Annotated in this window: 20 protein-coding genes and 3 pseudogenes; 10 read left to right on the forward strand and 13 right to left on the reverse strand. The window is 60.9% G+C overall.

The features are described 5' to 3' along the window. Positions 1 to 18: 18 nt before the first annotated feature. The 6 genes from QRO91_RS00230 to QRO91_RS00255 all read left to right on the forward strand — a co-directional run bounded on the left by QRO91_RS00230 (position 19) and on the right by QRO91_RS00255 (position 7,362). Positions 19 to 1,185: an SIS domain-containing protein gene (locus QRO91_RS00230; protein ID WP_049431904.1), complete on the forward strand. Its 1,167-nt coding sequence runs from the start codon at positions 19 to 21 to the stop codon at positions 1,183 to 1,185. Continuing rightward, positions 1,178 to 2,116, forward strand: coding sequence for an ROK family protein (locus QRO91_RS00235; RefSeq protein WP_049431901.1), 939 nt, complete (start codon positions 1,178 to 1,180; stop codon positions 2,114 to 2,116). Before QRO91_RS00230 ends, QRO91_RS00235 begins: the two co-directional genes overlap by 8 nt. Positions 2,117 to 2,133: 17 nt before the next feature. Continuing rightward, positions 2,134 to 3,468, forward strand: a complete 1,335-nt coding sequence (locus tag QRO91_RS00240; protein ID WP_049431898.1) for a D-tagatose-bisphosphate aldolase, class II, non-catalytic subunit — start codon at positions 2,134 to 2,136, stop codon at positions 3,466 to 3,468. Between the two features lie 33 nt (positions 3,469 to 3,501). After that, complete coding sequence (locus tag QRO91_RS00245) at positions 3,502 to 4,278, forward strand: DeoR family transcriptional regulator (RefSeq protein WP_049432038.1); 777 nt, start codon at positions 3,502 to 3,504, stop codon at positions 4,276 to 4,278. Then, positions 4,275 to 5,390, forward strand: a complete 1,116-nt coding sequence (gene nagA / locus QRO91_RS00250) for an N-acetylglucosamine-6-phosphate deacetylase (RefSeq protein ID WP_197619449.1) — start codon at positions 4,275 to 4,277, stop codon at positions 5,388 to 5,390. The genes QRO91_RS00245 and nagA overlap by 4 nt, the downstream gene beginning before the upstream one ends. 169 nt (positions 5,391 to 5,559) lie before the next feature. After that, the gene (locus QRO91_RS00255; RefSeq protein ID WP_049431892.1) at positions 5,560 to 7,362 is read left to right on the forward strand and encodes an MFS transporter; all 1,803 of its coding nucleotides are present in this window, start codon (positions 5,560 to 5,562) and stop codon (positions 7,360 to 7,362) included. A gap of 51 nt (positions 7,363 to 7,413) precedes the next feature. Here QRO91_RS00255 and QRO91_RS00260 read toward each other — a convergent pair whose 3' ends face one another. The 3 genes and pseudogenes from QRO91_RS00260 to QRO91_RS00270 form a co-directional block, all read right to left on the reverse strand. Continuing rightward, positions 7,414 to 7,884, reverse strand: coding sequence for a SecDF P1 head subdomain-containing protein (locus tag QRO91_RS00260; protein WP_049431889.1), 471 nt, complete (start codon positions 7,882 to 7,884; stop codon positions 7,414 to 7,416). After that, the gene (locus tag QRO91_RS00265; protein ID WP_049431885.1) at positions 7,881 to 8,432 is read right to left on the reverse strand and encodes an HdeD family acid-resistance protein; all 552 of its coding nucleotides are present in this window, start codon (positions 8,430 to 8,432) and stop codon (positions 7,881 to 7,883) included. Before QRO91_RS00265 ends, QRO91_RS00260 begins: the two co-directional genes overlap by 4 nt. Before the next feature lie 58 nt (positions 8,433 to 8,490). After that, positions 8,491 to 8,925: pseudogene (locus QRO91_RS00270) on the reverse strand (ComF family protein); the annotation flags it as partial. A gap of 477 nt (positions 8,926 to 9,402) precedes the next feature. Between QRO91_RS00270 and QRO91_RS00275 the strand changes: the two are divergent. Further along, entirely contained in the window at positions 9,403 to 10,683 is a 1,281-nt protein-coding gene (locus tag QRO91_RS00275) for an HlyD family secretion protein (RefSeq protein ID WP_197650188.1), read from the forward strand. Here the strand turns inward: QRO91_RS00275 and QRO91_RS00280 are convergent. The 3 genes and pseudogenes from QRO91_RS00280 to QRO91_RS00285 all read right to left on the reverse strand — a co-directional run bounded on the left by QRO91_RS00280 (position 10,610) and on the right by QRO91_RS00285 (position 13,624). Further along, positions 10,610 to 12,307 (reverse strand): peptidase domain-containing ABC transporter, encoded by a 1,698-nt coding sequence (locus QRO91_RS00280; RefSeq protein WP_285310178.1) that lies wholly within the window; start codon positions 12,305 to 12,307, stop codon positions 10,610 to 10,612. The two genes, QRO91_RS00275 and QRO91_RS00280, sit on opposite strands and share 74 nt — an antisense overlap. A gap of 87 nt (positions 12,308 to 12,394) precedes the next feature. Beyond that, positions 12,395 to 12,769, reverse strand: a pseudogene (locus QRO91_RS22525) (cysteine peptidase family C39 domain-containing protein); the annotation flags it as partial. A gap of 303 nt (positions 12,770 to 13,072) precedes the next feature. Further along, positions 13,073 to 13,624, reverse strand: a complete 552-nt coding sequence (locus tag QRO91_RS00285; protein WP_197650186.1) for a hypothetical protein — start codon at positions 13,622 to 13,624, stop codon at positions 13,073 to 13,075. 90 nt (positions 13,625 to 13,714) lie between these two features. On the opposite strand from QRO91_RS00285, the gene QRO91_RS00290 reads away from it, so the two are divergent. After that, the gene (locus QRO91_RS00290; RefSeq protein ID WP_197650185.1) at positions 13,715 to 14,503 is read left to right on the forward strand and encodes a Fic family protein; all 789 of its coding nucleotides are present in this window, start codon (positions 13,715 to 13,717) and stop codon (positions 14,501 to 14,503) included. Between the two features lie 173 nt (positions 14,504 to 14,676). On the opposite strand, the gene QRO91_RS00295 is transcribed toward QRO91_RS00290, so the two are convergent. Further along, complete coding sequence (locus QRO91_RS00295; protein ID WP_197650184.1) at positions 14,677 to 15,690, reverse strand: hypothetical protein; 1,014 nt, start codon at positions 15,688 to 15,690, stop codon at positions 14,677 to 14,679. 741 nt (positions 15,691 to 16,431) lie between these two features. After that, entirely contained in the window at positions 16,432 to 18,519 is a 2,088-nt protein-coding gene (locus QRO91_RS00300; protein ID WP_285310179.1) for a hypothetical protein, read from the reverse strand. Positions 18,520 to 19,056: 537 nt separating this feature from the next. Between QRO91_RS00300 and QRO91_RS00305 the strand changes: the two genes are divergently transcribed. Then, entirely contained in the window at positions 19,057 to 20,031 is a 975-nt protein-coding gene (locus QRO91_RS00305) for a hypothetical protein (RefSeq protein ID WP_197650182.1), read from the forward strand. A gap of 64 nt (positions 20,032 to 20,095) precedes the next feature. Further along, the gene (locus tag QRO91_RS00310) at positions 20,096 to 20,980 is read left to right on the forward strand and encodes a hypothetical protein (RefSeq protein WP_285310180.1); all 885 of its coding nucleotides are present in this window, start codon (positions 20,096 to 20,098) and stop codon (positions 20,978 to 20,980) included. A gap of 29 nt (positions 20,981 to 21,009) precedes the next feature. Here QRO91_RS00310 and QRO91_RS00315 read toward each other — a convergent pair. The 5 genes and pseudogenes from QRO91_RS00315 to QRO91_RS00335 all read right to left on the reverse strand — a co-directional run. Next, positions 21,010 to 21,344: pseudogene (locus tag QRO91_RS00315) on the reverse strand (ATP-binding protein); the annotation flags it as partial. Positions 21,345 to 22,279: 935 nt separating this feature from the next. Further along, positions 22,280 to 22,738 carry a GIY-YIG nuclease family protein gene (locus QRO91_RS00320; RefSeq protein WP_197650180.1) on the reverse strand — a complete coding sequence of 153 codons (459 nt, stop codon included), beginning with the start codon at positions 22,736 to 22,738 and terminating at the stop codon, positions 22,280 to 22,282. 854 nt (positions 22,739 to 23,592) lie between these two features. Beyond that, entirely contained in the window at positions 23,593 to 24,297 is a 705-nt protein-coding gene (locus QRO91_RS00325; RefSeq protein ID WP_197650179.1) for a hypothetical protein, read from the reverse strand. 619 nt (positions 24,298 to 24,916) lie between these two features. Further along, positions 24,917 to 25,069 carry a hypothetical protein gene (locus QRO91_RS00330; protein WP_197650788.1) on the reverse strand — a complete coding sequence of 51 codons (153 nt, stop codon included), beginning with the start codon at positions 25,067 to 25,069 and terminating at the stop codon, positions 24,917 to 24,919. 97 nt (positions 25,070 to 25,166) lie between these two features. Next, positions 25,167 to 26,297, reverse strand: a complete 1,131-nt coding sequence (locus QRO91_RS00335) for a HEPN-associated N-terminal domain-containing protein (protein WP_197650787.1) — start codon at positions 26,295 to 26,297, stop codon at positions 25,167 to 25,169. Positions 26,298 to 26,633: the final 336 nt, after the last annotated feature.

Below are 26,633 nucleotides of genomic sequence, written 5' to 3' on the forward strand. Positions count from 1 at the left end.
CCCAACTGGAACCTCCGAATGGACGTCACCCTGCTTTCCGATGTGTCCGCCTGGCAGCGCCTGGGCGGAGCCGATACCGCTACCGAAATCGCCCAGCAGCCTGCCCTGTGGGAATCCCTCGCCCAGGACCTGTCGCGTGCCCGCGACCGCCTGCAGGCCTTCCTCGGCGACAGCCTCAATGACCCGAACCAGCGCGTGCTGTTCACCGGCGCCGGCAGCTCCGGCTTCATCGCTGAAATGGTGGCCGACGCGATCAATGCACAGTGGCCGGCCGAGGTGCGCGTGGTGCACACCACCAGCCTGCTGACCCACCCGGCGCTGTACCTGCAGCGCGACCGCCCGACCCTGCTGGTGTCGTTTGGCCGCAGTGGTTCCAGCCCGGAAAGCGTGGCTGCGGTGGACCGCGTGCGCGCCGATGTGGATGACGCACGCTTCCTCGACATCACCTGCAACGCCGATGGCGAACTCGCCCGCCGCGGCGCCGGCCGCGCAGATACCTGCACCCTGCTGATGCCCTCGGCCAGCTGCGACCGCGCGTTCGCGATGACCAGCAGCCTGACCTGCATGCTGCTGGCTGCGCTGACTGTGTTCGACCGCTCGTCGTGGGATGCCCGCGTGGCACGCCTGAAGCAGGTCGCCGCGCTGGCCCGTGAAGGCCAAGCGCAGTGGGATGCACCGGTGGCAACGCTTGCGCAGGGCCCGTTCAACCGCGTGATCTATCTTGGCAGCGGGCCGCTGGAAGCGCTGGCCCGCGAGTGTGCACTGAAGGTGCTGGAGCTGACCGCCGGCCGCGTGCTGGCACTGGCCAACACGCCGCTGGGCTTCCGCCACGGCCCGAAGTCGACGCTGGACGGCAATACGCTGGTGGTGGTGCTGCGCAGCGTGCAGCCACTGGCGCGCCGCTACGAACAGGACCTGCTGGAAGAACTGCGCCGCGACGGCGTGGCCGGCCAGGTGCTGGCGATCGGCCCGCACTCGGATATCGGCGCCGATGACGAGTACACCCTTGTGGTGCCGCCGCTTCACACTGCATTCGACGACCCCTGGCTGGCGCCGGTGTGGCTGGGCTTCGCGCAGCTGTTCGCATTGCAGCGCTCGGCCGCACTCGGCCTGACCCCGGACAACCCGTTCCCGGACGGCACCGTCAACCGCGTCGTCAAGGGCGTCACCATCCACCATGGCTGAGCTGATCGCCCACGCCTGCTACGGCATCGACATCGGCGGCACCAAGATCGAGCTGGTGGCGTGCGATGCGGCGATGCAGGTCACCTGGCGCCGTCGGGTCAGCACGCCGCAGGGCGACTACGACGGTTTCCTGCAGGCGGTGGTGACCCTGGTCGCCGAGGCCGATGCCGCGCTGGGTCGCAGTGATGCGGCCATCGGCATCGCCCTGCCCGGCGTGCGCGATCACCGCAGCGGCCGCCAGCTGAGCGCGAATGTGCCGGCATTGACCGGCCATAGCGTGGCCGCCGACCTGCAGGCACGCCTGCAGCGCCCGCTGCACTTCGGCAACGATCTGCAGTGCTTTGCCCTGTCGGAAGCACACGGCGGTGCCGCCGACGGCTATCCCAGCATGTTCGGCGCCATCCTCGGCACCGGCGCCGGCGGCGGCTTCTGCCTGCAGGGTCGCCTGCTGTCCGGCTTCAACGGCCTGGCCGGCGAATGGGGCCACTGGAGCGTGCCCGGCCACCTGCTGCAGCGCCATGGCCTGCCACTGATCGACTGCGCCTGCGGCCTGCAGGGCTGCGTGGAGCGCTACGTGTCCGGCAGCGGGCTGGCGATGATCGAGCGCCATCTGGGTGGAAGTGCGGTGGATGCCAGCGCGGTGATCGCCCTGGCCGAGGCCGGCGACGCGCGTGCGCGCCAGGCGCTCGACATCCACCGCGATCTGCTTGGCCACAGCCTGGCCGCGCTGGTGCTGGCGCTGGACCCGCACGTGATCGTGCTGGGCGGCGGCCTGTCGCAGTACGCACCGCTGTACCAGCAGCTGCCAACCGCCGTCTCGGCGCATCTGTTCAACGGCGTGCAGGTTCCGCCGATCGTGCCGCCGCGCTTCGGCGATGCCGGTGGCGCCCGTGGTGCCGCCCTGCTCGCCTGCCAACCCTCGTTTTCCTGATTGACCGGAGCCTGACCATGTCCCCGTTGCAGACCCTGCTTGCCTCCCACCGCGCCGGTGCCAACGTCGGCCTGTACAGCGTCTGCTGCAGCAACGAGCAGGTGCTGCGTGCGGCCATGCACGTGGCGCTGGCGCACGGCACCGTGCTGCTGGTCGAGGCCACCTCCAACCAGGTCGACCAGTTCGGCGGCTACACCGGGATGACTCCGCCGCAGTACCGCGATTACGTCAGCACGCTGGCCGATGAGGAAGGTTTCCCGCGCGAGCGGCTGATCCTGGGTGGCGACCACCTCGGCCCGAATGCCTGGCAGAAGCGCCCGGCTGCCGAAGCGATGACCCACGCGCGCGTGCTGATCGAAGCCTACGTCGCCGCCGGTTTCCACAAGATCCACCTCGATTGCAGCATGTCCTGCGCCGATGACCCGGTGCCGCTGCCGGACGCCATCGTCGCAGCGCGTTCGGCCGAGCTGGCTGAAATCGCTGAGCGCACCGCTGCGGATCATGGCCTGCCGCCGCCGGTCTACGTGATCGGTACCGAGGTGCCGATTCCCGGTGGCGAAGCCTCGCTGGCCGAGGGCCTGCAGGTGACCACGCCGGCCGCCGCCGCGCAGACCCTGGCCATCCACCAGCAGGCGTTCGACACGCCGCTGCTGCGCGACGCGTGGCAGCGCGTGATCGCGATGGTCGTGCAGCCGGGCGTGGACTTCGACCACAGCAGCGTGCACGAGTACGACGCGGCCGCTGCCAGCGCGCTGGCTGACTTCCTCGAACAGCAGCCACGCATCGTGTTCGAAGCGCATTCCACCGATTACCAGCGCGAAAGCGGCCTGCACGCGTTGGTGCGCGACCACTTCGCCATCCTCAAGGTCGGCCCGGCGGCGACCTTCGCCTACCGCGAAGCGCTGTTCGCGCTGGCCGCGATCGAGGCCGAACTATTGCCGGCGGCGCAGTGCTCGCGCCTGCCGCAGGTGCTGGATGAAGTGATGGTGGCGCAGCCGAAGTACTGGCAGTCCTACTACCAGGGCGATGAGGCAGCGCTGCGCCTGCTGCGCAGCTATTCCTTCAGCGACCGCTGCCGCTACTACTGGGGCGAGCCCGCGCTGGTGCAGGCGGTGCAGACCCTGTTCGCCAACCTGGAACGGCACGCGCCGCCGCTGGTACTGCTCAGCCAGTACCTGCCGGAGCAGTACCGTGCCGTGCGCGAGGGCACCCTCGCCAACACCCCCACCGCACTGGTGCAGCACCGTATCGGCCTGTGCCTGGGCGAGTACGCCCGTGCGTGCAGCGCCAACCAGGCCGGAACCCGCACGCAGAACGCAGGCTCGGCTGCTGCCGCTGCTGCGAACGGCTAATCTCTACCTTTCCCCGCGACACCGAGAATGGCCATGCGCAACACCCGCTCCCGCCGACAACAGATCCTGCAGCTGCTGATCGAGCACGGCGCGGTGCAGGTGGCCGATCTGGTCGAGCGCTTCGGCGTGTCGGCGGTGACCATCCGTGCCGACCTGACCCACTTCGAATCGCAGGGCCTGGCCAACCGTACCCACGGTGGCGCCACGCTGGTGCGCACGCCGCCGCAGGAACAGGACATCCACGAAAAGGACGCACTGAACCTGCCGCTGAAGGAATCGATCGGTGCGTGTGCCGCGCGCCTGGTGCGGCCCGGCGACAACATCATCATCGACTCCGGCTCGACCACGATGACCCTGGCCCGCCACCTGCGCACGCAGCGCGACGTGACGGTGATGACCAACGGGCTGAACATCGCCTGGGAACTGGCCAACGCGCCGGGCATCAACGTGCTGCTGACTGGTGGCCTGCTGCGCCAGCAGTCGTTGTCGCTGCAGGGCAGCCAGGCCGAAGCCAGCCTCAACTCCTACAGCTTCGACACGCTGTTCCTGGGCGTGGACGGCCTGGACCTGCAGTTCGGCCTGACCACCCATGACGAAGCCGAAGCCCGCCTCAACCATCGCATGGTCGAGCGTGCACGCCGCATCGTGGTGCTGACCGACGCCTCCAAGTTCGGGCGCGTCAGCCTGCACCGCATCGCTCTGCTGGATCAGATCCACACCATCATCACCGATGCCGGCATCGACGACGCCTCCCGCGAGGGACTGCAGCGGCTGGGCATTGAAGTGATCATCGCCGAGCCCGCCGCATGACCGACACCCGCTCCCTGCATGGCCGCATCCTCACCCCGCTGGGCTGGCGGCGTGGCCAGGTCCACTTCGATTCGGACGTGCGCCAGCTGCAGGTGGACGACCACAGCGGCGCCGGCGATCTGCAGCTGCCGGTGATCCTGCCCGGCTTCATCGACCTGCATGTGCATGGCGCCGCCGGCGTGGACCTGATGCAGGGCGGCGACGTGGCACGCACCATCGCCCGTACGCACCTGCGCTTCGGTACCACCACGCTGCTGGCGACCACCATGACCGCTGGCCTGGATGAGATCGAGCACGCGCTGCAGGGCGTGGCCGCGACCATGGCGGCACCCGACGCCGAGGCCGCCTGTATTGCCGGCGTGCATCTGGAGGGGCCGTTCATCAGCCCGCAGCGGCTGGGTGCGCAGCCCAACCGCACCATCGAAGCAACACTGGCGCTGGTGCAGCAGCTGCACGCGCTGGCACCGATCCGGGTGATGACGCTGGCGCCGGAGATCGGCGAGCACACCGCGCTGATTCCCGCGCTTTCGACAATGGGCATCCGCGTGCAGCTCGGTCACAGCGCCGGTACCTACGAAGAAGGTGTTGCTGCGCTGCAGGCCGGCGCCTCCGGCTTCACCCATCTGTTCAACGGCATGACCGGCGTCGATCACTATCGCCCGGGCATTGCGACGGCGGCACTGGCACATGCGCAGTACGCCGAGATCATTCCCGACCTGCAGCACATCCATCCCGGCGTGATCCGCCTGGCCGCGCGCGCGATCCCGCGCCTGTACGCGGTGACCGACGCCACCGCCGCCACCGGCATGCCCGATGGCGAATACGCGCTGGGCGAGCAACGCGTGCACAAGTGCGGCGGCTGCGTGCGCCTGGCGACCGGTTCACTGGCAGGAAGTGCACTGACCATGGACCAGGCGCTGCGCAACCTGGTGCAGGTGGGCCTGGAGCTGGCCGATGCCTCGCAACGCGTTTCCACCTTCCCGGCCGACTACCTGGGCCTGGGCGATCGCGGCCGCATCGCGCCCGACGCCCGCGCCGACCTGGTGGTGCTGGACGCCGAACTGCGCCTGCAGCAGGTCGTGGTCGGTGGCCGCGTGATCGACCTGCACTAGGCGACGCACGTCTGTAGAGCCGAGCCATGCTCGGCTGCTTTTCGCACCGACATCGACGACGTCCGCGCCGCGCTTCGCGCGGCAAGCCGAGCATGGCTCGGCTCTACATGAAGCGCGCAAGCGCCTTGCATCAGCCACGCACCATCCCCGTTATTCCAGGAATACGCCGATGACCGCAGCCGCCGCACCTGCCGTACCCGCTTCCACCGCTCCGCGCTGGCCCGTACGCTACCTGCTCTTCATCGGCGGCCTGGGTGGCCTGCTGTACGGCGTCGACATCGGCATCATCGCCGGCGCCCTGCCCTATCTTGAAGCAACTGCCAGCCACGCCTGGCAGCTCAGCAGCCAGCAGCTCGGCTTCGTGGTGGCGGCGGTGCTGCTGGGCAGCGTGCTGTCCTCGCTGTTCGCCGGCATGGTTGCCGACCTGATCGGCCGCCGCGGTGCGATGCTGCTGGCCGGCCTGCTGTTCACCGCCTCGATTCCGATCATGGCACTGGCCTCCGGCTACACGCCGCTGCTGCTGGGACGCCTGCTGCAGGGCATCAGTGGCGGTTTGATCGGCGTCGTGATTCCGCTGTACCTGGCTGAAGTGCTCAGCCCCGAGCGACGCGGGCGCGGCGCGGCGATGTTCCAGCTGCTGCTGACCGTTGGCCTGGTGCTGGCAGCCCTGATCGGCCTGTACCACGCCCACGCCGTGGATGCCGCCGCCGAAGCCGTGCGTTCGCTGCCGGTCGCGCAGCAGGCGCAGGAACTGTTCACGGTGAAGGACCACGCCTGGCGCACCATCTTCTGGACCTGCCTGGCGCCGGGCCTGCTGTTCTGTGCCGGCATCTTCTGGCTGTCCGAATCACCACGCTGGCTGGTGCGCCGCGGTCGCATCGATGAAGCCCGCCGCAGCCTCCAGCGCGTCCTGCCCGCCGCAGATGTCGAGCCCACGCTGGCCCAGATCCAAGCGCCGGAATCGAGCAGCAGCGAAGGCAAGCGCGATCCGCTGCTCAGCCGCCGCTATGTGGTGCCGTTCCTGCTCGCCTGCGTGGTGCTGGCCTGCACCCAGGCCACCGGCATCAATTCGGTGCTGGCCTACGCGGTGAACATCCTCAACCAGGCCGGCCTGTCCGGTTCAGTGGCCAACGGCGCCGACGTGGCGATCAAGCTGCTCAACGCGGTGATGACCGTGGTCGCGTTGCTGCTGGTCGACCGCAAGGGCCGCAAATTCCTGCTGATGCTGGGCAGCGGCGGTATCTGCGTCGCCCTGCTGGCGGCGGCCACGCTGTTCTTCCAGGCCGAACGCGGTCGCGCCGATGTGCAGCCGCAGCTGCAGGCGGCGGTCAGCGGCGACGGCCTGCAGCTGGTGCTGGATGATGCGCAGTGGCAGCGCCTGAGCAATGGCACCGACAGCCAGGGCCGGCCGATGCAGCTGACCGTGTCCTACGCCTACGGTGATTTCACCAATGTGCGCGCCCTGCGCAGCGACAACCTGGCCGATCGCGAGCTGCGCATCGAGCGCGCTGGCACCGTGCAGCCCGACAGCGTGATTGGTGCGTTCTTCCGCAAACTGCATCTGAACCCGTTCGCCGACCCGGCCAGTGCCGGCCAGGCGCCATTGCGCATCGAACAGGCCCGCATCGGCCCGGTGCCGCCGCCTGCACATGGCTGGGCGGTGGCCGCCTGCATCCTGGTATTCGTCGCGTTCTTCGCGGTCGGCCCCGGCGTATGCGTGTGGCTGGCACTGTCGGAACTGATGCCGAACCGCATCCGTTCCAATGGCATGAGCATCGCACTGCTGATCAACCAGTTTGTATCCACCACCATCGCCGCCATCTTCCTGCCCACGGTGGGCCACTACGGCTACGCCAGCATGTTCGTGTTCTGGGCAGCCTGCACCTTCGTGTTCTTCCTGGTAGCCGCGTTCTGGCTGCCGGAGACCAAGGGCAAGTCACTGGAAGAAATCGAGGCACGGTTCGCCCGGTAGCGGTCGACCTTGGTCGACCTCGCGCGTAACGCGGTGGTGTTGGCGCGCCCGTCACTGACCGGTGATGTGCTTCGCCAACGCCTGTGCCTCGGCAATGCTCGGCAGCCCGCTCAGCATCATCGATTCACCGAACGGGCCTTTCACCGTCGCCACCATCAGCACGCGGCCATCCACACTGATCGCTGCTCGCTGGCCCACCAGTGCTGCCGTGCCATCGTGGATGCGCTGGTGCGCTTCGGGTCGATAGCGGATCTGCAGGCCGGGCTGCTGGCCCTCGTCCAGCACGTAGCGCACATCGGCGATATCGGCGCTGCCGGCAATCGGCGGCTCGCGCAGCGCCAGGGTCTCGCCCTGCCACTGCGCTTGCGTGCCCTTGCCATCCGCATCGACCGCGCTCAGGCGCACATCCACACCGGGGCGCGGTGCATGGCGCTCGACTGTCTGCACTGCGGGCGTGGCGCCCGGCATGCAGCCGGCCAGGGTCAAGGCCACGCCCAGCAACAGCGGAAGCGCCGTTCTCACTTCAGCTTCCGCAGCTTGAATGCCACCAGCACCTGCAGCAGGCCGTACAGCAGGCTGCCGATACCGATCCACAGCGTGGTGACCGCCACGCCGGCATACGGGTTGGCCGCAAACAACAGGCCCAGCACCACGGCCAGCACGCCGCTGAGGATCAGCAACCATTCGCCCTGGATCTGCTTGCGCACGCGGATCGCGAACACGATGCGATAGATGCCGGCCACCAGCAGCCACGCCGCCAGGAACAGCACCAGCACGCTGGCGGTGGCCAGCGGATTGATCACCGCCAGGATACCGAAGCCCAGCGAGGCGAGGGCGTACAGCGCCAGCCAGCCGCGGGACGCGCCGCTGCCGCCATTGATCAATGCGAACAGACTGATGACGCCCTCGATGATGGCCATCACGCCCAGCGTCCAGGCCAGTGCCATCGCTGCGGACAGCGGCCAGCCGATGGCAACGATGCCGAAACCCAGTGCGACGAGCCCGTACAACAGCAGGATCCACCAGCTGCGCCCAACCGCCGATAACAAGGGAGACAAGGGGGAATTCATGGCCACTCCTCCGATCCGGAACCGGCCTCATCCTAGACCCTGTGGATGAAGAGGGCGATCACGGCGCCCGCGCACAGACCCACACGCGCACCTCCCCAGCGCCGACCAGGCGCAGCGTCTCGGCGACCTCCATCACCGTGCTGCCGGTGGTCATCACGTCATCGACCACGGTCAGCCGCGAGGGCACCGGACCACGAACAGCAAACGCATCGAACAGATTCTCCCTGCGCTGTTCGGCCGTGCGTTCGGACTGCGGTGCGGTATGCCGCCGCCGGTACAGCCCCTGCCAGACGGGCATCGGCAGCAACCGGCACAGTTCGGCGGCCTGGTTGTAGCCGCGCTGGCGCAGGCGCCGCCCATGCAGCGGCACCGGCACCAGCGGCGCGCACGACCAGGGCGGTGGTGCGCGCTGCATCAGCTGGGCAAGCAAGCGCCCGGCCGCCAGATCCTGGTGGAACTTGTAGCGCACCAACAGCTGATCGACGGGGGGAAGTACGCACGTCCCAAATTGTTGTCGCCCATGACAAACATTCATCACATATTCGAAATTTGTGTCGCTGAATTCGTGTACGTCATTGATCCATGAATCTCACGTACACTGCGCAACGCAGGCGACAAGAATTCATGCTCAAGCGCGGGGTTGCAGCACGTGCATGAACTGCAATGTGTCTGGACGTCCACTCCCAAGTTCACAGCGTGGGGATCGTGCCAAATAGGCCTGTGGTGTTTGTAATCTCAGTGGCCGCAGATCTCAGTCAAGATCGGCTCTCGGCCATCATGTGCTACGCGTCGGAACAGCACACATAGAACAGGTCGCGGCTCCTTTCGAACCTATGCAGTTCAATCGTCTCTCCATCGACGTTGATCAGATGTGCGCACGGGGCTATCAGAGGCTGTTCGGGGCAGACGCCTGATGACTGATGGCGCAGCCAGATGCCATAATTTTCGGCTTCCGAACGAAAATTCCCACATGGACGTTGGCCGCTCCGCAAAGCAATCTTCCGCGCTCTTTCGCGAGGCTGTCCGGCTGGATGATCTGCGCCGCCAGAACGCTCCGCTCGACCGCCTGGGCTTTGGCTGGCGCTCTACCGCCTTGTTCTTTCTCCTGCTGGCCGCGGCAGTCGTTGCTGTCGCAGCTACAGCACGCTTTCCAAGGAAAGAACGCGCCCAGGGGGAGATATCTACCGAGATGGGAACAAAGCGCGTAACTGCGACCCGACAGGGCGTGGTTTCGGCAATACACGTCAAGCCGAATGAGGCAGTTCGGAAGGGGCAGAGTCTGCTGAGCCTTTCCTATGACCGGACAGTTGACGGCATAAGTATCGGGAATCGTAGCCTCGAAGCTGCTCGTAGGCAGATGCAATCGCGCGTGGACTCACTGGGAGACACGGCAGAAGTCATTAGGCAGAAGATCTTTGAGGTAGAGCTTGAGTCGGCAGAGAACCGCGAGCAAGTTGAATTCCTCAATGAGCTTGTCGCTCTGAAAGAGATGCAGATCGCGGATAAGCAGCGGACGGTTGACGCCATGGAGCAGCTAACCAAGGAGAAGATCGTCTCGGAACTGCAGTTCCGCGCCGCTCGTGGTGAACTTTTGGATCAGCAGCAGCAACTGGTAGGCCTCAAACGAGAGCGTGGCCAGCTGCTATCCAAGATAGGAACGTCGGAAAGCTCGAGGCGCCAGCTGGAGCACCAAGTCTCTTCATCCGAGTCGATGATTACGGCTGAGACGGCCGCGTTCGATGAGAAGGAGATCTCATTGCGAGCCAGTAGCGCCGAGACACTGACGGCTCCAATGGATGGGCGCGTATCAAGTCGGATTGCATCTTTGGGCGAGTCAGTCCAACCAGGTGCATCACTCATGATCATCGCTGCGACGGACGAGCCTGCGATTGGGCGTGCATGGGTGAAATCATCAGCCATCGGATTTCTGAAGCTTGGAGGTGAAGCGCGTTTGAAGGTCTCGGCATTCCCGTATCGCAAGTTTGGCACGATCTCGGGAACAGTACGGGAAGTCGCCAAGGCGCCCACGCCCGTTGCTGATTTGCCCAGAGATCTGAATGCATCCGAGGCGATGTATGCAATCACCATCTCCCTGTCGTCCACCAATCACGAGATGTCCCGCAATCAAAAGATTGATCCATCCATGCTCGAAGACGGAATGAAGTTTGATGTGGATCTTATGATGGAGCGGAGAACACTTCTCGAGATGCTATTTGATCCTGCAAGGACGGCACTTTCCGGCCTGGAATGATCTGCTCAGGCGTCACACGCTTCACGCTTGTTATCGAGCCGCCAGCACATGTGGCAAGGAGCGTCGCCAGACTCGCGATCTGTGGCCGATGAGTAACGGCAATGATCGTGATGCCGATCGATCGCAGCGAGAGGAAAATTTCCCTTTCCTTATCTAGATCAACGTTCGCTGTCGCCTCATCAAGAAGAAGAACGCGGGGGCGGCGGTACAGGGCGCGAGCAATCAGGAGCCGCTGACGCTGGCCTGCAGACAATGTGCTTCCAATCTCACCAATGCGCGTCTGCAACTGGAGCGGCATAGCTCTGACCTCTGTGGCGAGCCCAGCCAGTGCCAGGCATCGCCAGATACTCTCTGGCTCGGCATCCTCAGAAAAGAACGCTACGTTCTCACCGATGCTCCCTCCAAGCAGCTCGTCTCCTTGCATTACCACGCCAATCTGCGACCTTATGGAGCGCGAAAATGGCGTAGACAATGCCGTGCCGTCATACCGGATCTCACCTTGCTGCGGGGTATACAAACCAGCGAGCAGCTTCATGATGGTGCTCTTGCCACAACCGGACGGACCATTGAGGAGTACGAAGTCTCCTGCATGAACGGCGATATTGAGTGCCTTTACCGAAAACTCGTCCGATTGACCGTAGCGATAGTACACATTCTGGGCGTATATGCGCCCCTCAAGCGAAGGGTGATCCATTGCCTCAGGACCCATCAACTCGCTCTCACTTAGAACAATATCGGCCAATCGATCTGAGTGAAGGACAGTCTGGCGGAAGGCGGTGATCTGCTGGACGAACGTATGGATTCTTGCGGACAGTTGGCGCTTGAGTGCAAAGAAGGCAAATAGGGCGCCAACCGTCAGTGCTTGATCCAGCAGCAAATGAACGCCCAGGTAGACGGCGCCGGCCGTCGCGAGATTGTCCAGCAAGGTGCGGCTAGCAGACAAGGATGCTAGCAATAAACTTAGTCGATTCCCCGCGTTGGTTGCGTCTGCAAGTCGGGCCGACCATTCCGCCTCACGATTCAGCTCGGCGCCGGCGGATTTGATGGATGCGATTGAACGAATCGTCTCAATCCTGGCAGTCTTCTCACGCAGTGATGCCTGGAAGGCCTCACCGCCCAGCTTGTTTCGCACCGGCGATGAAGCCCAAGAAAGGCCCAAGTAGAGTGCCGCGGCCGAACTGCCAACAAGCGCAAGTGCCGGTGAGACGAAGAACATTGTCGCCACAAGTAGAAGCGACAGAATCCCGTCCATAACAGCGGACACAAGGCCGCCCGTTAATGCCTGCTTGAGAGAATCCATGGTGTCGAATCGCGACGACACGTCGGCAAGGCGTCTCCGTTCGAACCATGCCAATGGAAGGAGGATCATATGCCGGAACAGTCGGCGCGTTGCATTCCACGACAAAGCGCTTGCAGCCCTCGACATTGCTCGTGAACGAAGTACCTCAGCTATGAAGTTGAAGATCGCAAGCAGTGCAAAGCCAAGCCCTAGGAGAACCAGTAGGTCTGTGTCTGTATGGGTTGCTGCCTCGTCTACCGATATCTGGATGAAGAACGGCGAACTGACGAGGAAGAGCTGAAGGAACACGGAGTAGACGGCCCCAAGCCCCAGCGACTGCTTCACTTCGGCCGTGATCGTTGCAAACCGCCGAATGCTAAACTGAAGATCACTTCTGCTAGCGACGAAGCCTGGAAGCCGAGTCAGCTCGAGCGCAACTCCGGTAAAATGTTCCGAAATCTGCGTTCCACTTAGTCTCATATGGCCGGACGCGGGATCAAAGATGTGGAATCGCCCGCGTGGGCACTTAATGAGCACGACAAAGTGCGAAAGCTTCCAATGCAGTACCGCGGGCAACGAAATGTGCTGGAGGTCTTCCACTTCGCAACGGATCGCGCGAGCATGGATGCCGAGGCTGGTGAACGCTGAGATCAGCGCCGCCGCATTCGTGCCTTGAGAGGACGAAGGATGCCTAATTCGAAGAGAGGATAGAGTTGTCTCTCTGCCCATCAGAGAGGCGGATGTGGCCACACAGGCTAATCCGCACTCAGAATGCTCACTTTGATACTGGAAGTGTTGCCGTGACATTACTGCTTGCTCGTTCCATCTTCTGGGCGCGCCATACGAAGTGCGTTGGCGTAGCTCATCGCCACACGCCTGTTATCGGGTCGCTGAGGGAAAGCGATCCATACTGTTAGACGTAGAGGTTGCGTACTGACGCCTGATCAGGTATTTGGCGCGTGCACTGCACGCTCCCATGCGCACGCTGATCAAAAGGAGGCTTATCTGGGAGAAGTCCACCTGGTCAGGTGCGATGACTAGAATTCCTCAAGAGGAACTCATCATGCGCGGTGATGGGCGTGCGCCTCGACTCGCCTCAACAGCTGTCGGCTAGTTCTTGTACTTGAAGACAACGCTACCCAGACAATCGCTTCCAGGAGATCTGCCGATAGCATCGATGCTCACTTGAGAGTTCTCATGAAAAGCGTGCTTCCGCTGTCCTTCGGTCTTCCATACCGGAGTCGGTTCGGGCGGTTGCACAAACAGACCGAGTGCATGACTGACCTCAGCCAGTTTCAAGCAGTGTGCATCATCTATGGTCGCCTTCTGCGTCACTGTCAACTGTCTTACGCTTCCTGAGAATCGATCGCGGATAAGTACAGCAGGACCCATGGCGGAGTAGGACCGCGGTTCAAGTTCAGAGAACCGCACGTTGCCGGTGGTGCCGATCCTGTTTGCGGTCACCTCGAACGTGCGCAAGATGCTGGCGTCATCAGGTCGTTGCTGGAACTGAATCAGATCCTCGACATCGAACGTAGAGTGCTCAGGTTGAGCGGATTGATGTGCCTGCGCAGTCAGCACGATGCCCAGCAAGCATGCGAGAGCGCACGCGGCGGTAAAGGTATACCCGCCAAAGCTGGGCACGCGAGTTCCATTCGACATCCGATCTCCTTCGCTTGATCTAGAACTGAGCCGGCCTGTAAGGTCGGGCAGGAATGTTCGTCATGTGCCGAATGAAAGTCAAGGAAATCTATGGCGATCCACCTGGTCTCACCAGTTTCGTACGCCGCGTTCGTTGCGGGAGTCGCTGGCCATGCTCGAGAGATTGTCGAGATTGAGGTGAATCGAACGGCACTTCTGCAACAGAGGTCAGTCGACAGCACGGATGATCTCTGCCACGGGATTCTGCACTTCTGGGCTGCACACCAATCTAAGCTCGTTCATCCACTCTCAGAACATGTGACGCACCGTAAAGGTCTCAGGCGCTGTCACACTTCGCGTGTCGAGCATGAAGTGCTCTGCGAGGTGGTTGATCAGTGCAGGGCACTTTTGGATACTTCGGCTCCAGCTGCTCTGCAGTCGGCTATCAAGCTCATCGCGAGCCGCCTTGGCGTGGATGGAGAGCTGCGCTGTGGCCCCAACGTTACGTCGGCCGATGAGGCGGGAAATCGCTGGGGCTACATGCCGCACCCACTACTTGCCAAGAGGCTTGACTGGCTGGCTGCAGGTGCCCGTGACAGAGGCTGGTCGCCCTTCGTGCGCGCGACTTGGTTCTATGTCGGCCTGCTCAACTGCCACCCACTTCAGGATGGGAATGGTCGAACCGCTAGAGTGCTTTTCAACGCGCTGCTTTGGCAGGGTAAAGATTTCTATCTTCCAATCTATGAAGCCAGCGGCTCTCTCGGTTCGAGCTTGGAGATCTGTCTGCGTCGAGCTGCCAACTCGGATGATTGGTCAGACATCATTAGGTTCTTACATGACCTTCTAAGCGCGCACTTGAGTGCATTGGAACTGCGGATTCGGTCCGCCCGGACGCTGTAGAAGATTGGAAGCCAGAGAGCCTGATCTGCTTCGGTTCGAGAGTCGATAGGAAGGTCGGGCGGAGTCCTCCCCCCGACCTTCTGGCTGGCTTTCAGGGAGAGCGGTGTTGCCTCTACTGTGATCGTCAGCCTTTCCTAAGCTTGGCAGTCCCGTGTGTCAATGCGTTGATGAGATCACTCCTCTTCCCATGTTTCGCGACCACCGGTAGTGCCGCCGCTGCCGTTGCCGCCTATGCCAATTGTCCAGCCACCGCTTCCCCAGGTCCAACTCCCACCTGTCCAGGGAACGCCCCCAGCTCCGCCAGTGCCTCCCCAACCTCCGGCTCCTGAACCGCCCTTTGCCCCGAATGTTTCATCCCACGGTTCGGCCAAGTAGTCAGCTTGGGTCTTATTTGGATCGGTGGGATGCTTCATGCTGCCGTAGATATCGCCCATAGCCTTGATTGCTTGGTCGACTGTGTACTCAGATCCAATCTTGTTCTTGATCTCAATGAATCGAGAGTCCCAAGTGTAGGCGGCCGCTTCCGGGTACTTTGCTGCTAGGACGTCGTTGGCTTTCATCGCTGCGAGAACTCCACGTCCCTCTTCCTTGAGGTAGGTGGCGACGTATTCCTCTCTAGTTGGCTTGTGGTCCCAAGTTACCCGATTCTCCACGTGGGCCAACTCATGGGCGATAGTCCTCGCCATCTGCAGGGCATCACCCTTGATGTTCGGATTCAAATAGATGCTACCCAGCTCAACATATCCGTTGGCCGCGCCCATCTCGCGGAACTGGATGGACAGTCCGCTGTCCAGGTAGTTCTTCAGCGACTGCTGCACATCGGGGATGTTGCTAAGAACTTCATCCAGCTCACTTGTTACGCCGGAAGTGAAGCTGCCTTTTGCAGCGAGTGCGAACATTCCCGCGGCGCTGATGTCAAACTGGACGTTCTCCACACCATCCCAGCGAGTCTCGTCGAAGTAGTGTTCGACCATTCCTTGATCGATCTCCCCGTCCCAAACGCCGCTGGAGGCCGCTTGGAAGTCCGTCTGACTGCCACCCGAAACCAGCAGTAGTTCTTCGGCGGTGAGTTCGCGTGCGGCACGCATTCCTGTTGCCATGTTTCTTCCTTTCAAGTCGTTCGTTTGTCCCGCGCGATGCGAAGCGCGGCGGACGATGTTGAAAGCAGCTTGAATGGAAGTCAACAAGATCGCTTGCTGGACGCAACAACTTGACACCACCTCCAATGATCTGAGTTCCGAGAGATACCGTTGTTGCTGGAAACACCAGTTAGGCTGTGGGTGGCCGAGGTCCCGCCAGACGTCCCGCAACGTCGCACGTCAAAAGGATGACTGATACCGAGGGTCGGACAACCACTAAGCGGCTTTCCGCTACACCGTTTTGGTCAGCGTCCTCTTCCGGCCAGAAGCGGTCATCGCCGCCGAACGACGCCGTTGACCCTAGCGCGGATAGGCAAGAAGTGGGCACGGTGGAACTCTCGAATCGCGCACCTGTGAGCTATCCATCCCATGAGCCTCAACGAGAGTCGCCACGATCGCATGGAGGCATTCGAAAGTGATCGCAACGCTGCGGGCTATCTCGCGCGCTTGGCGTTGACCGAAGCTGCGTTGCGCCTGGAGCAGTACACCGGTGCGGACGAGGCAAAGTCATTCCGTACAATGCCGCCGCGAGTCGCTTAGCGGCCGTAAGCCATTTTCCAGGACGCTCGAGGTCGATCGCCAGAAGACGCAGGCATCTTCGGGTAGCGCCTCGTCTTGAAACCAGTCGCCGGTCTGGTCCCCGTCCGGGGATGGGCGACGCCAAGCGGTAGTTATCATGGCGCAAGCAGTGTTCATATGGGCGCGCGTCGGCTCCTTCTAATCGGTACGAGCCGGCAATACGTTGCGGCAACGAAGCTTCAAGTATTCTGCGACAGTGGGTAGCGTTGACTATGGCACGTCGACATAGCGCTCGTGGGTGATGGATGTGGTTGGATCGCCTTTGATTGCCGACCTCGCCTGCTCTTGAAGTGAGAGTGGAACGCCTCCCGCAACGCATTCCATTGTCACGACCTGGCCTGCCCAATCTCTTTCGTCCGCGGCATAGAGGGGTACGACACGTGCGCGCAAACCATCAATGAATCGCTTCATCTGCGGTGGAGATGCAAAGTAGCCTGGAGCTCGCTCTTCAGCCTCAGCGGCATTTGAGTAGAACCGGGTCTTAAAGCGCTTTGAGGAAGCCGGATCGCCCGGCTGATAGGCTATGTCCTCTAGTTCGCCGTCCAAAAAACGGCCAAGAATTTGCTCGTCGATGACAGGCACTGTCAGTGCGGCAATGCCCACATGGGTGCTGGTGCTCACTATGACCAAGGGCTCAACCTTGAAGTCTTCGCTTAGGTTCATTCCGAACCGACTCGCATCCTCAATGAACTGTATGCGATTGTCTTCAACCGCTTTAGCCTTGCGTAATGCCTGCTCGGCAGCGCCTAGCACGGTCTTGCGGTGCATAGCGAGGCCCTTAGCATCGGTGGGCTCAAGGATGCACTTGGCTTCGGCAACGAACACCGTGTTGCCGATGGAGAAGATCAGATCGATTTGCTCGTCGCGGCTGCCCGAGGGCCTGAACGTATAGTCGCCAGTGATGCAAGCGGCGACAGGTGACAGCACCTCCGAGCTCTGAATGGCATCTATGACAAGCTCTTGGATGTGGGTTTCGAACGCAGGTCCTCGCCTGGCTAGGTCCACGCCGGTTTGTCGCATCCATACATCGACCAGCCGACGCAGATTGGGCGATGCGACCGCTGCAAAGACAGGCACCACCTTGTCTGGCCCAACTGGTACGAGTGGCTGCGCCCAGAGCTCCTGTCCAGCCATGCCCCGAAACGTGAAGAAATCCACGATGCTCCGGGCCTCCGCCTTGTTGATCCCCGCCGCAATCGCCAAGGCATCCTCCAGAGCCCCAGTCTGCAGCGTGGGGGCATACTCGGGCATCCAGGCATGGACACGATCTTCCCCAACATTTTGGGTATGCTTCTCGCCGATGGATTTTGCCAGCATTTGCGCGGCGCGCGAAACGAAGGTCCAGGCGTCCATGAGCGTGGACAGAGTTAATCCGTGGAGAGCCTCAAGACGCTCCTCTAGCAGCTCTCCGTAGTATGGCTCGGCGGCATGGGTGCGTAGGATGCTGAGTTGCTCTAGGATGCCGGTCGAGACGCCTTGTTTGGCGACCTTGATCACTTGACGTTTGCCACGACGCTCGATGCCGCAGACATCGCGAAATTTCAGCCTCATACCTTGAGCGAACGCTTCGCGTTGGAACTGCGTCGCCTGAATGTTGAAGCCCATCGAGAGAGATGCTCGGCGCGCCAAACCTGTTCGATAGGCACGGAGCACATCGATTTCTCGCGGCAGGAAGACCTTGACCGGTCCCGTGTCGATCATCTTGTAGCTGTTCCAAAGGCAGTCATCCCACAGGTCGACAGCGAAGCGGTAAAGGACGCCCAGGTTCAGTTCGCGGATAGCTTCGTCCCACTGGATCCGATTCATTCGAGGATTGCCGGCCAGATCGGGTTTGGCTTGCATAACAACCCTAATAGGTAGTTCTATGCCATCGACAATGCCTTCCACAACCTCGTTGGGCATCCAGGCGGCCCCCCCAGGCAAGCTGAGTTTCACCGCCGCCATTTCCTCCATGTCGTAAAGCTCCTGCGATACAGCCGCTCTCTCGGTCATGAACCGCTCCATCGCAAGACCGGTCTTGTCGCGTGTTACGAAAAAATCGTAGTTGGCGAGCGCCAGAAAGGCGCGCAGCTTGGTCGTCGCGGAGATCTCGTCTGACGAAGAGAGCTTAAGGATGCTACGGATCGTCCCTAGCTTTTCATGTAACACCAGCCCGGCGGCATGAATGTCTTGATCCTCGGCATCAGGTGCCGGCAGGTCACCGAATGCACGGTTCCATCTGTCCGGGGTGAATGCGCGCCTCAACGGCCCGGCGATAGCATCACTGCGGACCCGCTTCGTAAACTCTCCCATCTTCATCCCCCTATCCCTGGCGCCAGTCCATCCAATTTACAGAAGGCCGAACACTGCGCGCAATGTTCGCTTGGGGCGCATGGCGTCCTTCGGACATAAGCTGATCTGATATGCCCCCTGATCGAATGATGGCGCTGGATGGGGGGTACCCTCTGGCTGCATGACAGGACCTAATGGCGTACCCGCAGACGCTTCGCCTGGCGCACCGTACAGTTCTCCGATCGTGTATCCATGTCACGAACGTACTTATTGATCTTGGCGCGCATTGCAGGAGCTTTCGGGCGGGTCAGTACTTTGGTCTGCTGCACTTCTGCTCTGGAAGTCAGGAAACGAAGTTCCTTTGCGGAAAGCTCGGTCAGATCTACGTTTATGGGTAGGATCCTAGTGGAGACGAATCATCGTAGCCGCCCGGGGCACCCAGCACCAGTTGCTGGGACGTGCGCGCAAAGATAGGTATTATTCCGATAAGTTCTGTCAACGTTTGACTCGAATTACTTCGGTGCCAAGTCTCCGGTGCCCATTTGAACGATCAGGGGAGCGGACATGAGATATGCCGCGGTAGCTTTAGAGTTTGTTAGTCTCGCTATACGCGACATCATTCGCCGAGAGATGCTGATTTCAAGCTATCCGGAGGATCGGTACTGGGCGGCTAGGCAGCTGAAAGTCGCGCTGGATAGCGTGGACGATGACAGCTGGTCAGCCGCGCTACCCAAAGGAGGCGATTCTGTTCGCTTCTACAACAAGCAGGTGAAGCATTTGCTTCGGCAGGGCCCAATGACTGCCTTCCGATTTCATCGTGTGGCTTTAAGCCTGCTGGACAAGAGGAGTAAGGGAGCGAACTTCAGCCTAGCCAGGATCGAAGCATTGACCGGTTGGCAGGAGTGGCCAGTTCCCGGTAAAGACAGGCAGTGGAGGCTGTTGAGGTGGCTAGATTGGAAGGGCGCCGTACACACTGAGTACGGACAGCCGGCGGCCGAACCAAGCTTGTACTTTGCTTTTTTGGAAGAGAAGAACTCCATCGAGCCAGGTCGAGACGTGTACGGAGGCGACGGTCGAGTACTGGCCCGGACTGAGGACGGAGGCAAGCTGACGCAGATCAGGTTCGCTGCAATTCCATGTACGCAGTTCTTTGATGCGGCAGATCAGATTGATGACCTGGAGCCCGGGCTCGTCTCCGATGAAGCAAGGAGGGTGCGGCTCCTGCAGCTTCAAGAGAACTTGAGTGGGGCTGATCTTCCGGTTATTGATCTCCTGATCCGCTCGCGACCGCCATGGGCCGTCAGACTTCCGGTCGGGACTTGGTGGGTGCTCGGATTGGGCGGCGGTGTGCCCACATTGGCGGATGCTCGTCTATTCTTGACTGATACTAGTGATCCTAGGAAGCAGTCCGACACGGGGCCCTTGCCATTGGGGATCTTCGGGGCCGTTCCGCAGTACTGGTTGCGTCGCCTTCGGGATATCTTTTCGCTGGCTCATGTAGCTGATGCCGATATCGGTGGAAGACCTGGCCCGGGCTAGGCCTCCAGATAGTCCAGCTATGTAAGCAGTTCGTCAATCGTTCCCATCGGAAAAGGTAGTTCGCATGCCTAAGGCGCGAAAGAGAGAGTGGATTCAAGCAGTGGATCTGGACTCGATATCGGGTCTACATCCGACTTGTGGGGTGTCTGCCATTGGTGGAGTTCGGGTTCATGACATCGGCCAAGGGGACGCCATCAGCATTCTTGATGAGAATCTGGAGCCGTTCTTGCAGATTGACTACGGCGGAAAAGTTGGAAACATCTTTCGCAATCAGATCGACCAGCATGTCCCTGTCAAAAACGACTCCCTGGTTATGCTTTCGCACTGGGATGAGGACCATTGGTATTCAGCCCCAATGGGAGTCTCTGCAAAGGCCGCGACATGGCTAGTGCCTAGACAGATCACTTCGCCTCGAGCGGTCATGTTCTCAACAACATTGCCTAAGATCTACTGCGTACCGGAGGCAATGGTAGGACAGACCTGGATCTTCACCACGACGTCCGGAGATCAGGTTTGCTGGGAAAAGATAGCGAGCGCTCCTCCGGCAAATGCCGAAGACGAGGATTGCAATCGTACGGGCATAGCCTTCTCGGTAGTTAAGAAAAATCCAGGCGGAGGAGCGCCACAGGTAGTACTTCTTCCAGGCGATGCCGCCTTTGGAAAAGTGAAACACTACGAAGGTCAACGTAAAAAGGGGTACGTGCTGCGAGGAATGGTGGCCTTCCATCATGGCTCCAAGCTACACATTTGCAAGGCTACCCAGAGCCTTCTTAGTGGGTGGACGTCAACGGCAAACTCTGTTGACATCGTCTTTTCCTGCGCCTCGAACAACAGCTTTGGCCACCCGGACTTTGCCTTCTATGCGGGTCTCCCGTACGCTAATGTGGTTACCACCACTACTCCAAACATTCGCGTGCTGGGCAATCCTCATCATGACGTGCTCTTCTAATGGGCGAAGCAGATGGGGAGAGAGGCGAGTCACATCACGGGCAACCACAGCGTCGCGCGCAACCGCGGCTCGGCGTTCTCCATCACCAGCTTCCCGCCGTAGCTGGCGGCGATGTCTCCCACAGGCCTAGCCCGCTGCTGCCTTCGCGCTCATCCAGGCGCACGCCGCGCTGGGTGACCTGCGCCAGCGCATTGGCGGCCAGGCCGGGGCCGTCGTCGCGCACATCAATGCGCAGCTGCCCTTCGCCACTTGCCGCGCTGATCGACACGCGCTGCCGCGCCCACTTGCCGGCGTTGTCCAGCAGGTTGCCCAGCATTTCCTCCAGGTCCGCACGCGCACCGGCAAACTGCAGCGCCTCGTCGATACGGCTATGAAACTACTGCTGCAGGGCATGGCCGAGCCGACATCTGCAGCGTAGGTGTCCACCTGCCTCGGGGCGTCCCATGCGTCGGCGAGTCATCGTGGTTATGACTGCCACACCGACGGTGGCAACTGGGGGTTCTATCCCGCCATCCGTGGAATGCAACGTCGGTGTCCGCGTGGGCTGGCCACTCAGGTTGATTCTGCCTTGTGACCGCTCGATGCGCTCTACGCCAGGTAAACGCCGGGCTACTGAACGATGCATTCCCCCTCAGCGCTGGCTGCGGGGATGGGAGAACGGGACCATTCTCAATGTCCGCTTTCGGCCAGGAGCGGACATCCGTGCGGAGTTGCCCGTATGTGACAGACAACAACCTGATTGCGCGAAATCTAGAGACTTGGTCGTGGAGTGCAGAAGAACTCAGCCAGTACGTCCGGCATTGGAGCAGGACCCGAGTTGCTGATTCAAACGGCACCGAAGCCGTGCACGGACGCTTGTGCTTTGCGAAGCGACACGGCCAACAGCCTGCCTCCTGCAATCTGCCGATCGCTTCACCTGTTCATCCACTCTGGCTGAAGGCGACCCGCCTGCACTACATCTTCCGGATGAAAGCCGTGCCTCCTGCCCTGCAACGGTTCTCCCAGCAAAACCAGGCAGCCAACCAGCAGTTGCACTCGCGCGGGCTTCCCGCCGACGCATTTGGCATATGCGGTGGTCATCATCCGCCCCCCTTTGGGGACCACCCAGCCAAGACGAGGTCAGTTCCTGCTGCCTATGAAGCCATCCCGGCGTCACGGGCTGCCTTTTCGTAAGCCGGCCAAAGCTGGTCAACTGCGCCTCGTCGTGACTGCTGTAGATCCTCCGCTTGATCCGCTCGAGTATCAGCAGCTGGAAGAAGCTTTCCTTGGTCCTTTAAGCTGCTCGCCTCACGATGCTTGTCAGAACCCCTTAGGGCCCCGTGGATAGATCTCTTTCCTCTCATGAACCCTCTCAAAATACTCTTCGAGAGGGACGAAGCGCGCTTCCGTCTCCGTGGTCGAAATGGCCTCGTTGATGTCGGATGTCATTTGCCACAAGAACGCATCAACCGAATCTGGATCATTCAAGACGCCAACAGAGAACCAACTCGGGTCCGCGATCAAGAAGAACTCCCTATCGGGCGATATTCGATTGAATTCGTACATGCCTTGAATCGACCTCTCAAGAAAAGCGGCATTCGAAGTTACCCAAAGCGCGCGCAGCTGAAGGCGCGCCGCAGACGACGTTCCATGAAGCTCCTCGATGCGTCGGGTTGGGTCCAACGATCTTCCAATCTTGATTTTGTTGATGTGGAGCGGATCCTGGAGAATGTAGACATAGCCCGCACCACCCGAATAGCTTTCCGAACTATTCTTCATTCAACCCCCTGTATATACATGCTCAGCGCGTTAGCCTTTTAGAATCATGCCTTAATCGCGGCCTCCATTTGGAGGCCAGCATTCAGTTGATGCCCGTCTACGGCCACTCTCCAGGCATCTGTCCAAATGATGATCGTGACACCCCGACTACTGGTGTCATTCCGAAGACCACAACAGGCAACTCACCCTAGACCTGTCACTTATTGATTATAGCTTAGATCCAGGCGCTCGTGCCCCAGAATAAGCGCCGCAGGCAATACCGCAGCAAATACTAACCATGCTCTGGCTTTACGTGGCTTGCAGGCTGCTGGGTGTGACGTGTCAGGCTTCCAAGCAGCCTTGTACCTATTCGCGCCCCAGCGCTCCCCGCTACGAACGTCGACGTCGCGGGAACGTGGCGGTGGGCTTCCCGTCCAACGCTGTCGCTGGGCTCCAAAGAGTTGACGTTCTGCAGAAGCTTGAGGCGGCTACGCAGGAAATGGAGCGTGGTGCAGTCGCGGGAATGACCGCTGGAGAACGGTCACTTGGAGATGTAACGGCCGCCCGAATCGAGTCGCAGAGTGCCGCAATCAACACCCGCATCGAGCAGCTTCGAGCCGCATCGCTTCGGATTCAGCTATGGAAACTGACGTGCGAACTGAACCGCGAGAAGGTTCCAATCATCTCCAACGGCTTGCGACTAGAGCACATCTGATTCTGCTCGCTGTCCGGCGAGGAGTTCTGCGTCGCTATGCTCTACGCACGATCGCGAGTGTTCGTGTCCCAGCACTCTAATAAGACTGTTCCATATGGCAGCCATGCACTCATTGAGTGCATCCTGTGGAAGAAACGGGCGCGACATCATTTTCTATGTATCACCGTTCGTGCTCGTCATCGTCTCGACTTCCAAGCGTCGGTCCACGCCAGACGCTGTGGTCTTGCTGCTCAGAAGGAGATCGGGCACGTTGTTGAAGAGGTTCCAGAAGTTGCTCCAGCGAAGAACTCGTCCGGATCTTGAAGCTATCGCCGCTTTTGGCCACGGCAAGCCAGGTCGCATCCCTTCCACCTCCGCCTTGTCTGCGGTACGAGGCAAGTTTGCGCAGGTACGCCTCAAGCTCGCGGGGCGGCAGGCCAATCTTCTTTTTGGCTTCTGGAGATTTGTCGCCGACCAGATGCACGAGAGCTTGGATAAGACGATGGCACTCCATCTCAACCTTGGACTTACCCAAGCCCAACGCGGATGCGTAGACCATAGCGAACAGATCAACTCCATCGGACGTTGGCCGGCTGAAACACAGCATGTGGGCCCTGCGGGAGGCGACCTTAAGCAGCGTGTCGCCCTCAAAGGCCTGCAGCGCTTCCTTGCTCCATTTCTCTTTCTCCGAGTCGATGGTTCCTTCCTCTCGTTTGAACTCCAAGGCCAGGCACCAGTCCGCGCCGACCACGAGGTCACCGAACGTCCCGTCCAACGGGGTTTGCTGGAATAAATTGGCCGGCATGAACACACCGGCCTTTCCGCATTCAACACCCAGGGCGAAGACGAACGCGCCCAGGATCTGGTTTTCATAAGGTGTACCCATGCAGTCGCACTTTCCTGTTCCAGAGTGAGTCTCTGATGGTAGAGATTCGGGCATTCAGAGACCGTAGGGCGATTCCCCACAGGCGCAGCCCACCGGCTGGCCACTTCCTAAGGTTGATGCCTCGGATGGGGGTCGATCTTTTGTTGGCATGGCATCGAGGAAGCTCCGTGCGCCTTGCACTCTCTGCCGGCGGATGGTCAACCTGGACTGACGATCCTGATGCCGGTCCAATCTCACGCTGTGCGACGCCTGATGCTGATGATCGCTCAGTCAACCACGAGATAGGCTGGGATCATGGAACGAGGAAACTGGATGGTGGTGCGAGCGTACGGTCTATCTGCGTCGCTGCTGGTGCTGGCTGCGCTATGTGTAGCCATGCTGTCAGCTTGGCCTCAGAACCCTCTGCTGGCTGGCCTGAAGTCCATGGCCAGCTTGGTGCCTGTCGGCCTTGTGGCCGCAAGCCTGGTGCTGATGGGGATGGCCACTTACCGGCTGCACAGGTTGCAGCGTGGTGCGGGCCATGACTGCTCTCATTGCGGTGGGCCGCTCGGCGCCGAGCGTGCCGGCCGTGCCCGGATGGGAGGTGCCTATCGGCGTTGCTATGCCTGTGGCTCCAACGTCAACCATCGACACTACCATTAGACGGCAATGACCGGGCCGGTCGGGTGTTGTCCAGGTTCAGCCACTTGAGCGCAGTGGTTTGAGTCGCGAGGATGGCGTACTCCAGCATGGTGCCGCCCGCGGCAACCTTGGCGCGATAGAAGCCGATCAATCGAGATCGTTGCCAGAAAGTCTAAGCCCGCAGGAAGAAGGCCATTGCCAAGCAGGGCTAGTGGATCCCACCCAAGCGGTGGGTTGGAACAGCGCCTTCACATCGAGACGGCACTACTGAAAGAGATAGCCTTGAATCGATTGTGCTGGAAGGGGCTCCCTGACGGGAAAATTACCAGATTCACTCCGCCTGGGTGGGCCGCACTTGGGAAGATTAGTCCGTCGATGGAAACGCCATCGTCTCGAGAAAAAGACTGAGCTACGTACTCACAAACGATCTGCGAGGGGACATAGTCAATATGTTCTCTGCCATCCTTGTCGACAGGCTGTGTGATTGCCGTCACGAAGCCGGTCAAGAACAGCGCCCTGATGCGCTCAGACCTTAGGTCAGTTGCAAAGACGGAGGGCGCTCGGGGAAGCTCCACCAGGTCCACAACGTTAAGCAGTCGATCGGTACGGAAGACCGCGGTCGCGGGCAACGTGCCTTCGGGGGCCGCGCCGATCTCCGCAAGGGCGGTTTTCGCATCGAACGCGGCATAGAAGTATGGGATCCCTGCAGGGTTCATACGGCCGGCCGTGGCCCGCTCTTTCGGAGGCGGCCCTAGGGTCGACCCTGATACCTCAATGGATCCGTCAGCCGGGAGATACCTTGCCCTGTACAGTTCCGTTCCGGTATCGAGCGGCCTGATCAAGGAGCTTATTTCCACACCGACGACTTCCAGCATGTCGGCGACGGGTATCTCCTGCGAGTCCGTATCCGTACGAACATTTCGGAAGTTGAATCGAGTCTGATGCTTCACCGCATAGGAGAAGCTCTTCCAGGAGTGGAGCATGAGTTCCTCGTCCTGGACATCCGCCCAATGCCCGCGCGCAGCTTCAACCCAGTATCCAGTGACATCAGCCTCGACAATATCCGCACGCAGCGCGTCGGCCGGATAGAAGCCGAGCACGTCCAGAACATCGTCCGTGTCCAGGGTGGGAACGATCCACCCTCCGTCCACCCAGGGAGTACCCGCATTTGCAGGCTCGGCGTAGTACTTTCCCACCACTTCGTAGAGGTGTTCTTGAACGTGTTCGACAGCAAGAACAGGGATGCTGCTCTTGTCACAGTAGTCGCACTCGCCTTGGCAAATGTTGGCCTTCGACAGTCGCCAGATATCTGCCTGATTCAGGCAATCCTCGCAGGTGCTCCCCTCGATGGAGCTCCAGCCTCTCTCCTGATCCTCCATCCATTCGTGCTTTGCCCGTCCCATTGTTACGCCCCCGAGCGACCCATGCTGGCGCGAGTATAGCTACAGAGAGCGATGTCTTTGATCGAGGCGGCCGGTCCTTGGGGCGGCTTCCAAAAGGGGCGCCAGATCCTACGCCGGTCCCAGGTACTGGGTAGCCGCTACTCATATCGGAGGCAATACAGTTCTAGAGGGCAAGCCCAGGGCGCCTAAGTGCTTAAAACTATAGAGGGGGGCTCGGGGTTTGGTATGCGCAATCTAACTGCCAGTCGCGCAACTAGTTATTGCCGGAATTGGCGCAGTGGATCGCTTCGGAGCAAGGTCTCATGTCGAGAT

This window comes from Stenotrophomonas maltophilia group sp. Smal32, assembly GCF_030237085.1.
Lineage (GTDB): Bacteria > Pseudomonadota > Gammaproteobacteria > Xanthomonadales > Xanthomonadaceae > Stenotrophomonas > Stenotrophomonas maltophilia_Q.

Excerpts from the sequence above, each read along its gene's own strand:
- QRO91_RS00290 (WP_197650185.1), top strand. The coding sequence starts at position 13,715 with ATGGCGATCCACCTGGTCTCACCAGTTTCGTACGCCGCGTTCGTTGCG.
- QRO91_RS00240 (WP_049431898.1), top strand. The coding sequence starts at position 2,134 with ATGTCCCCGTTGCAGACCCTGCTTGCCTCCCACCGCGCCGGTGCCAAC.
- QRO91_RS00325 (WP_197650179.1), bottom strand. The coding sequence starts at position 24,297 with ATGGGTACACCTTATGAAAACCAGATCCTGGGCGCGTTCGTCTTCGCC.
- QRO91_RS00235 (WP_049431901.1), top strand. The coding sequence starts at position 1,178 with ATGGCTGAGCTGATCGCCCACGCCTGCTACGGCATCGACATCGGCGGC.
- QRO91_RS00265 (WP_049431885.1), bottom strand. The coding sequence starts at position 8,432 with ATGAATTCCCCCTTGTCTCCCTTGTTATCGGCGGTTGGGCGCAGCTGG.
- QRO91_RS00245 (WP_049432038.1), top strand. The coding sequence starts at position 3,502 with ATGCGCAACACCCGCTCCCGCCGACAACAGATCCTGCAGCTGCTGATC.
- QRO91_RS00305 (WP_197650182.1), top strand. The coding sequence starts at position 19,057 with ATGAGATATGCCGCGGTAGCTTTAGAGTTTGTTAGTCTCGCTATACGC.
- QRO91_RS00275 (WP_197650188.1), top strand. The coding sequence starts at position 9,403 with ATGGACGTTGGCCGCTCCGCAAAGCAATCTTCCGCGCTCTTTCGCGAG.
- QRO91_RS00285 (WP_197650186.1), bottom strand. The coding sequence starts at position 13,624 with ATGTCGAATGGAACTCGCGTGCCCAGCTTTGGCGGGTATACCTTTACC.
- QRO91_RS00255 (WP_049431892.1), top strand. The coding sequence starts at position 5,560 with ATGACCGCAGCCGCCGCACCTGCCGTACCCGCTTCCACCGCTCCGCGC.
- QRO91_RS00230 (WP_049431904.1), top strand. The coding sequence starts at position 19 with ATGGACGTCACCCTGCTTTCCGATGTGTCCGCCTGGCAGCGCCTGGGC.
- QRO91_RS00310 (WP_285310180.1), top strand. The coding sequence starts at position 20,096 with ATGCCTAAGGCGCGAAAGAGAGAGTGGATTCAAGCAGTGGATCTGGAC.
- QRO91_RS00320 (WP_197650180.1), bottom strand. The coding sequence starts at position 22,738 with ATGAAGAATAGTTCGGAAAGCTATTCGGGTGGTGCGGGCTATGTCTAC.
- nagA (WP_197619449.1), top strand. The coding sequence starts at position 4,275 with ATGACCGACACCCGCTCCCTGCATGGCCGCATCCTCACCCCGCTGGGC.
- QRO91_RS00335 (WP_197650787.1), bottom strand. The coding sequence starts at position 26,297 with ATGGAGGATCAGGAGAGAGGCTGGAGCTCCATCGAGGGGAGCACCTGC.
- QRO91_RS00300 (WP_285310179.1), bottom strand. The coding sequence starts at position 18,519 with ATGAAGATGGGAGAGTTTACGAAGCGGGTCCGCAGTGATGCTATCGCC.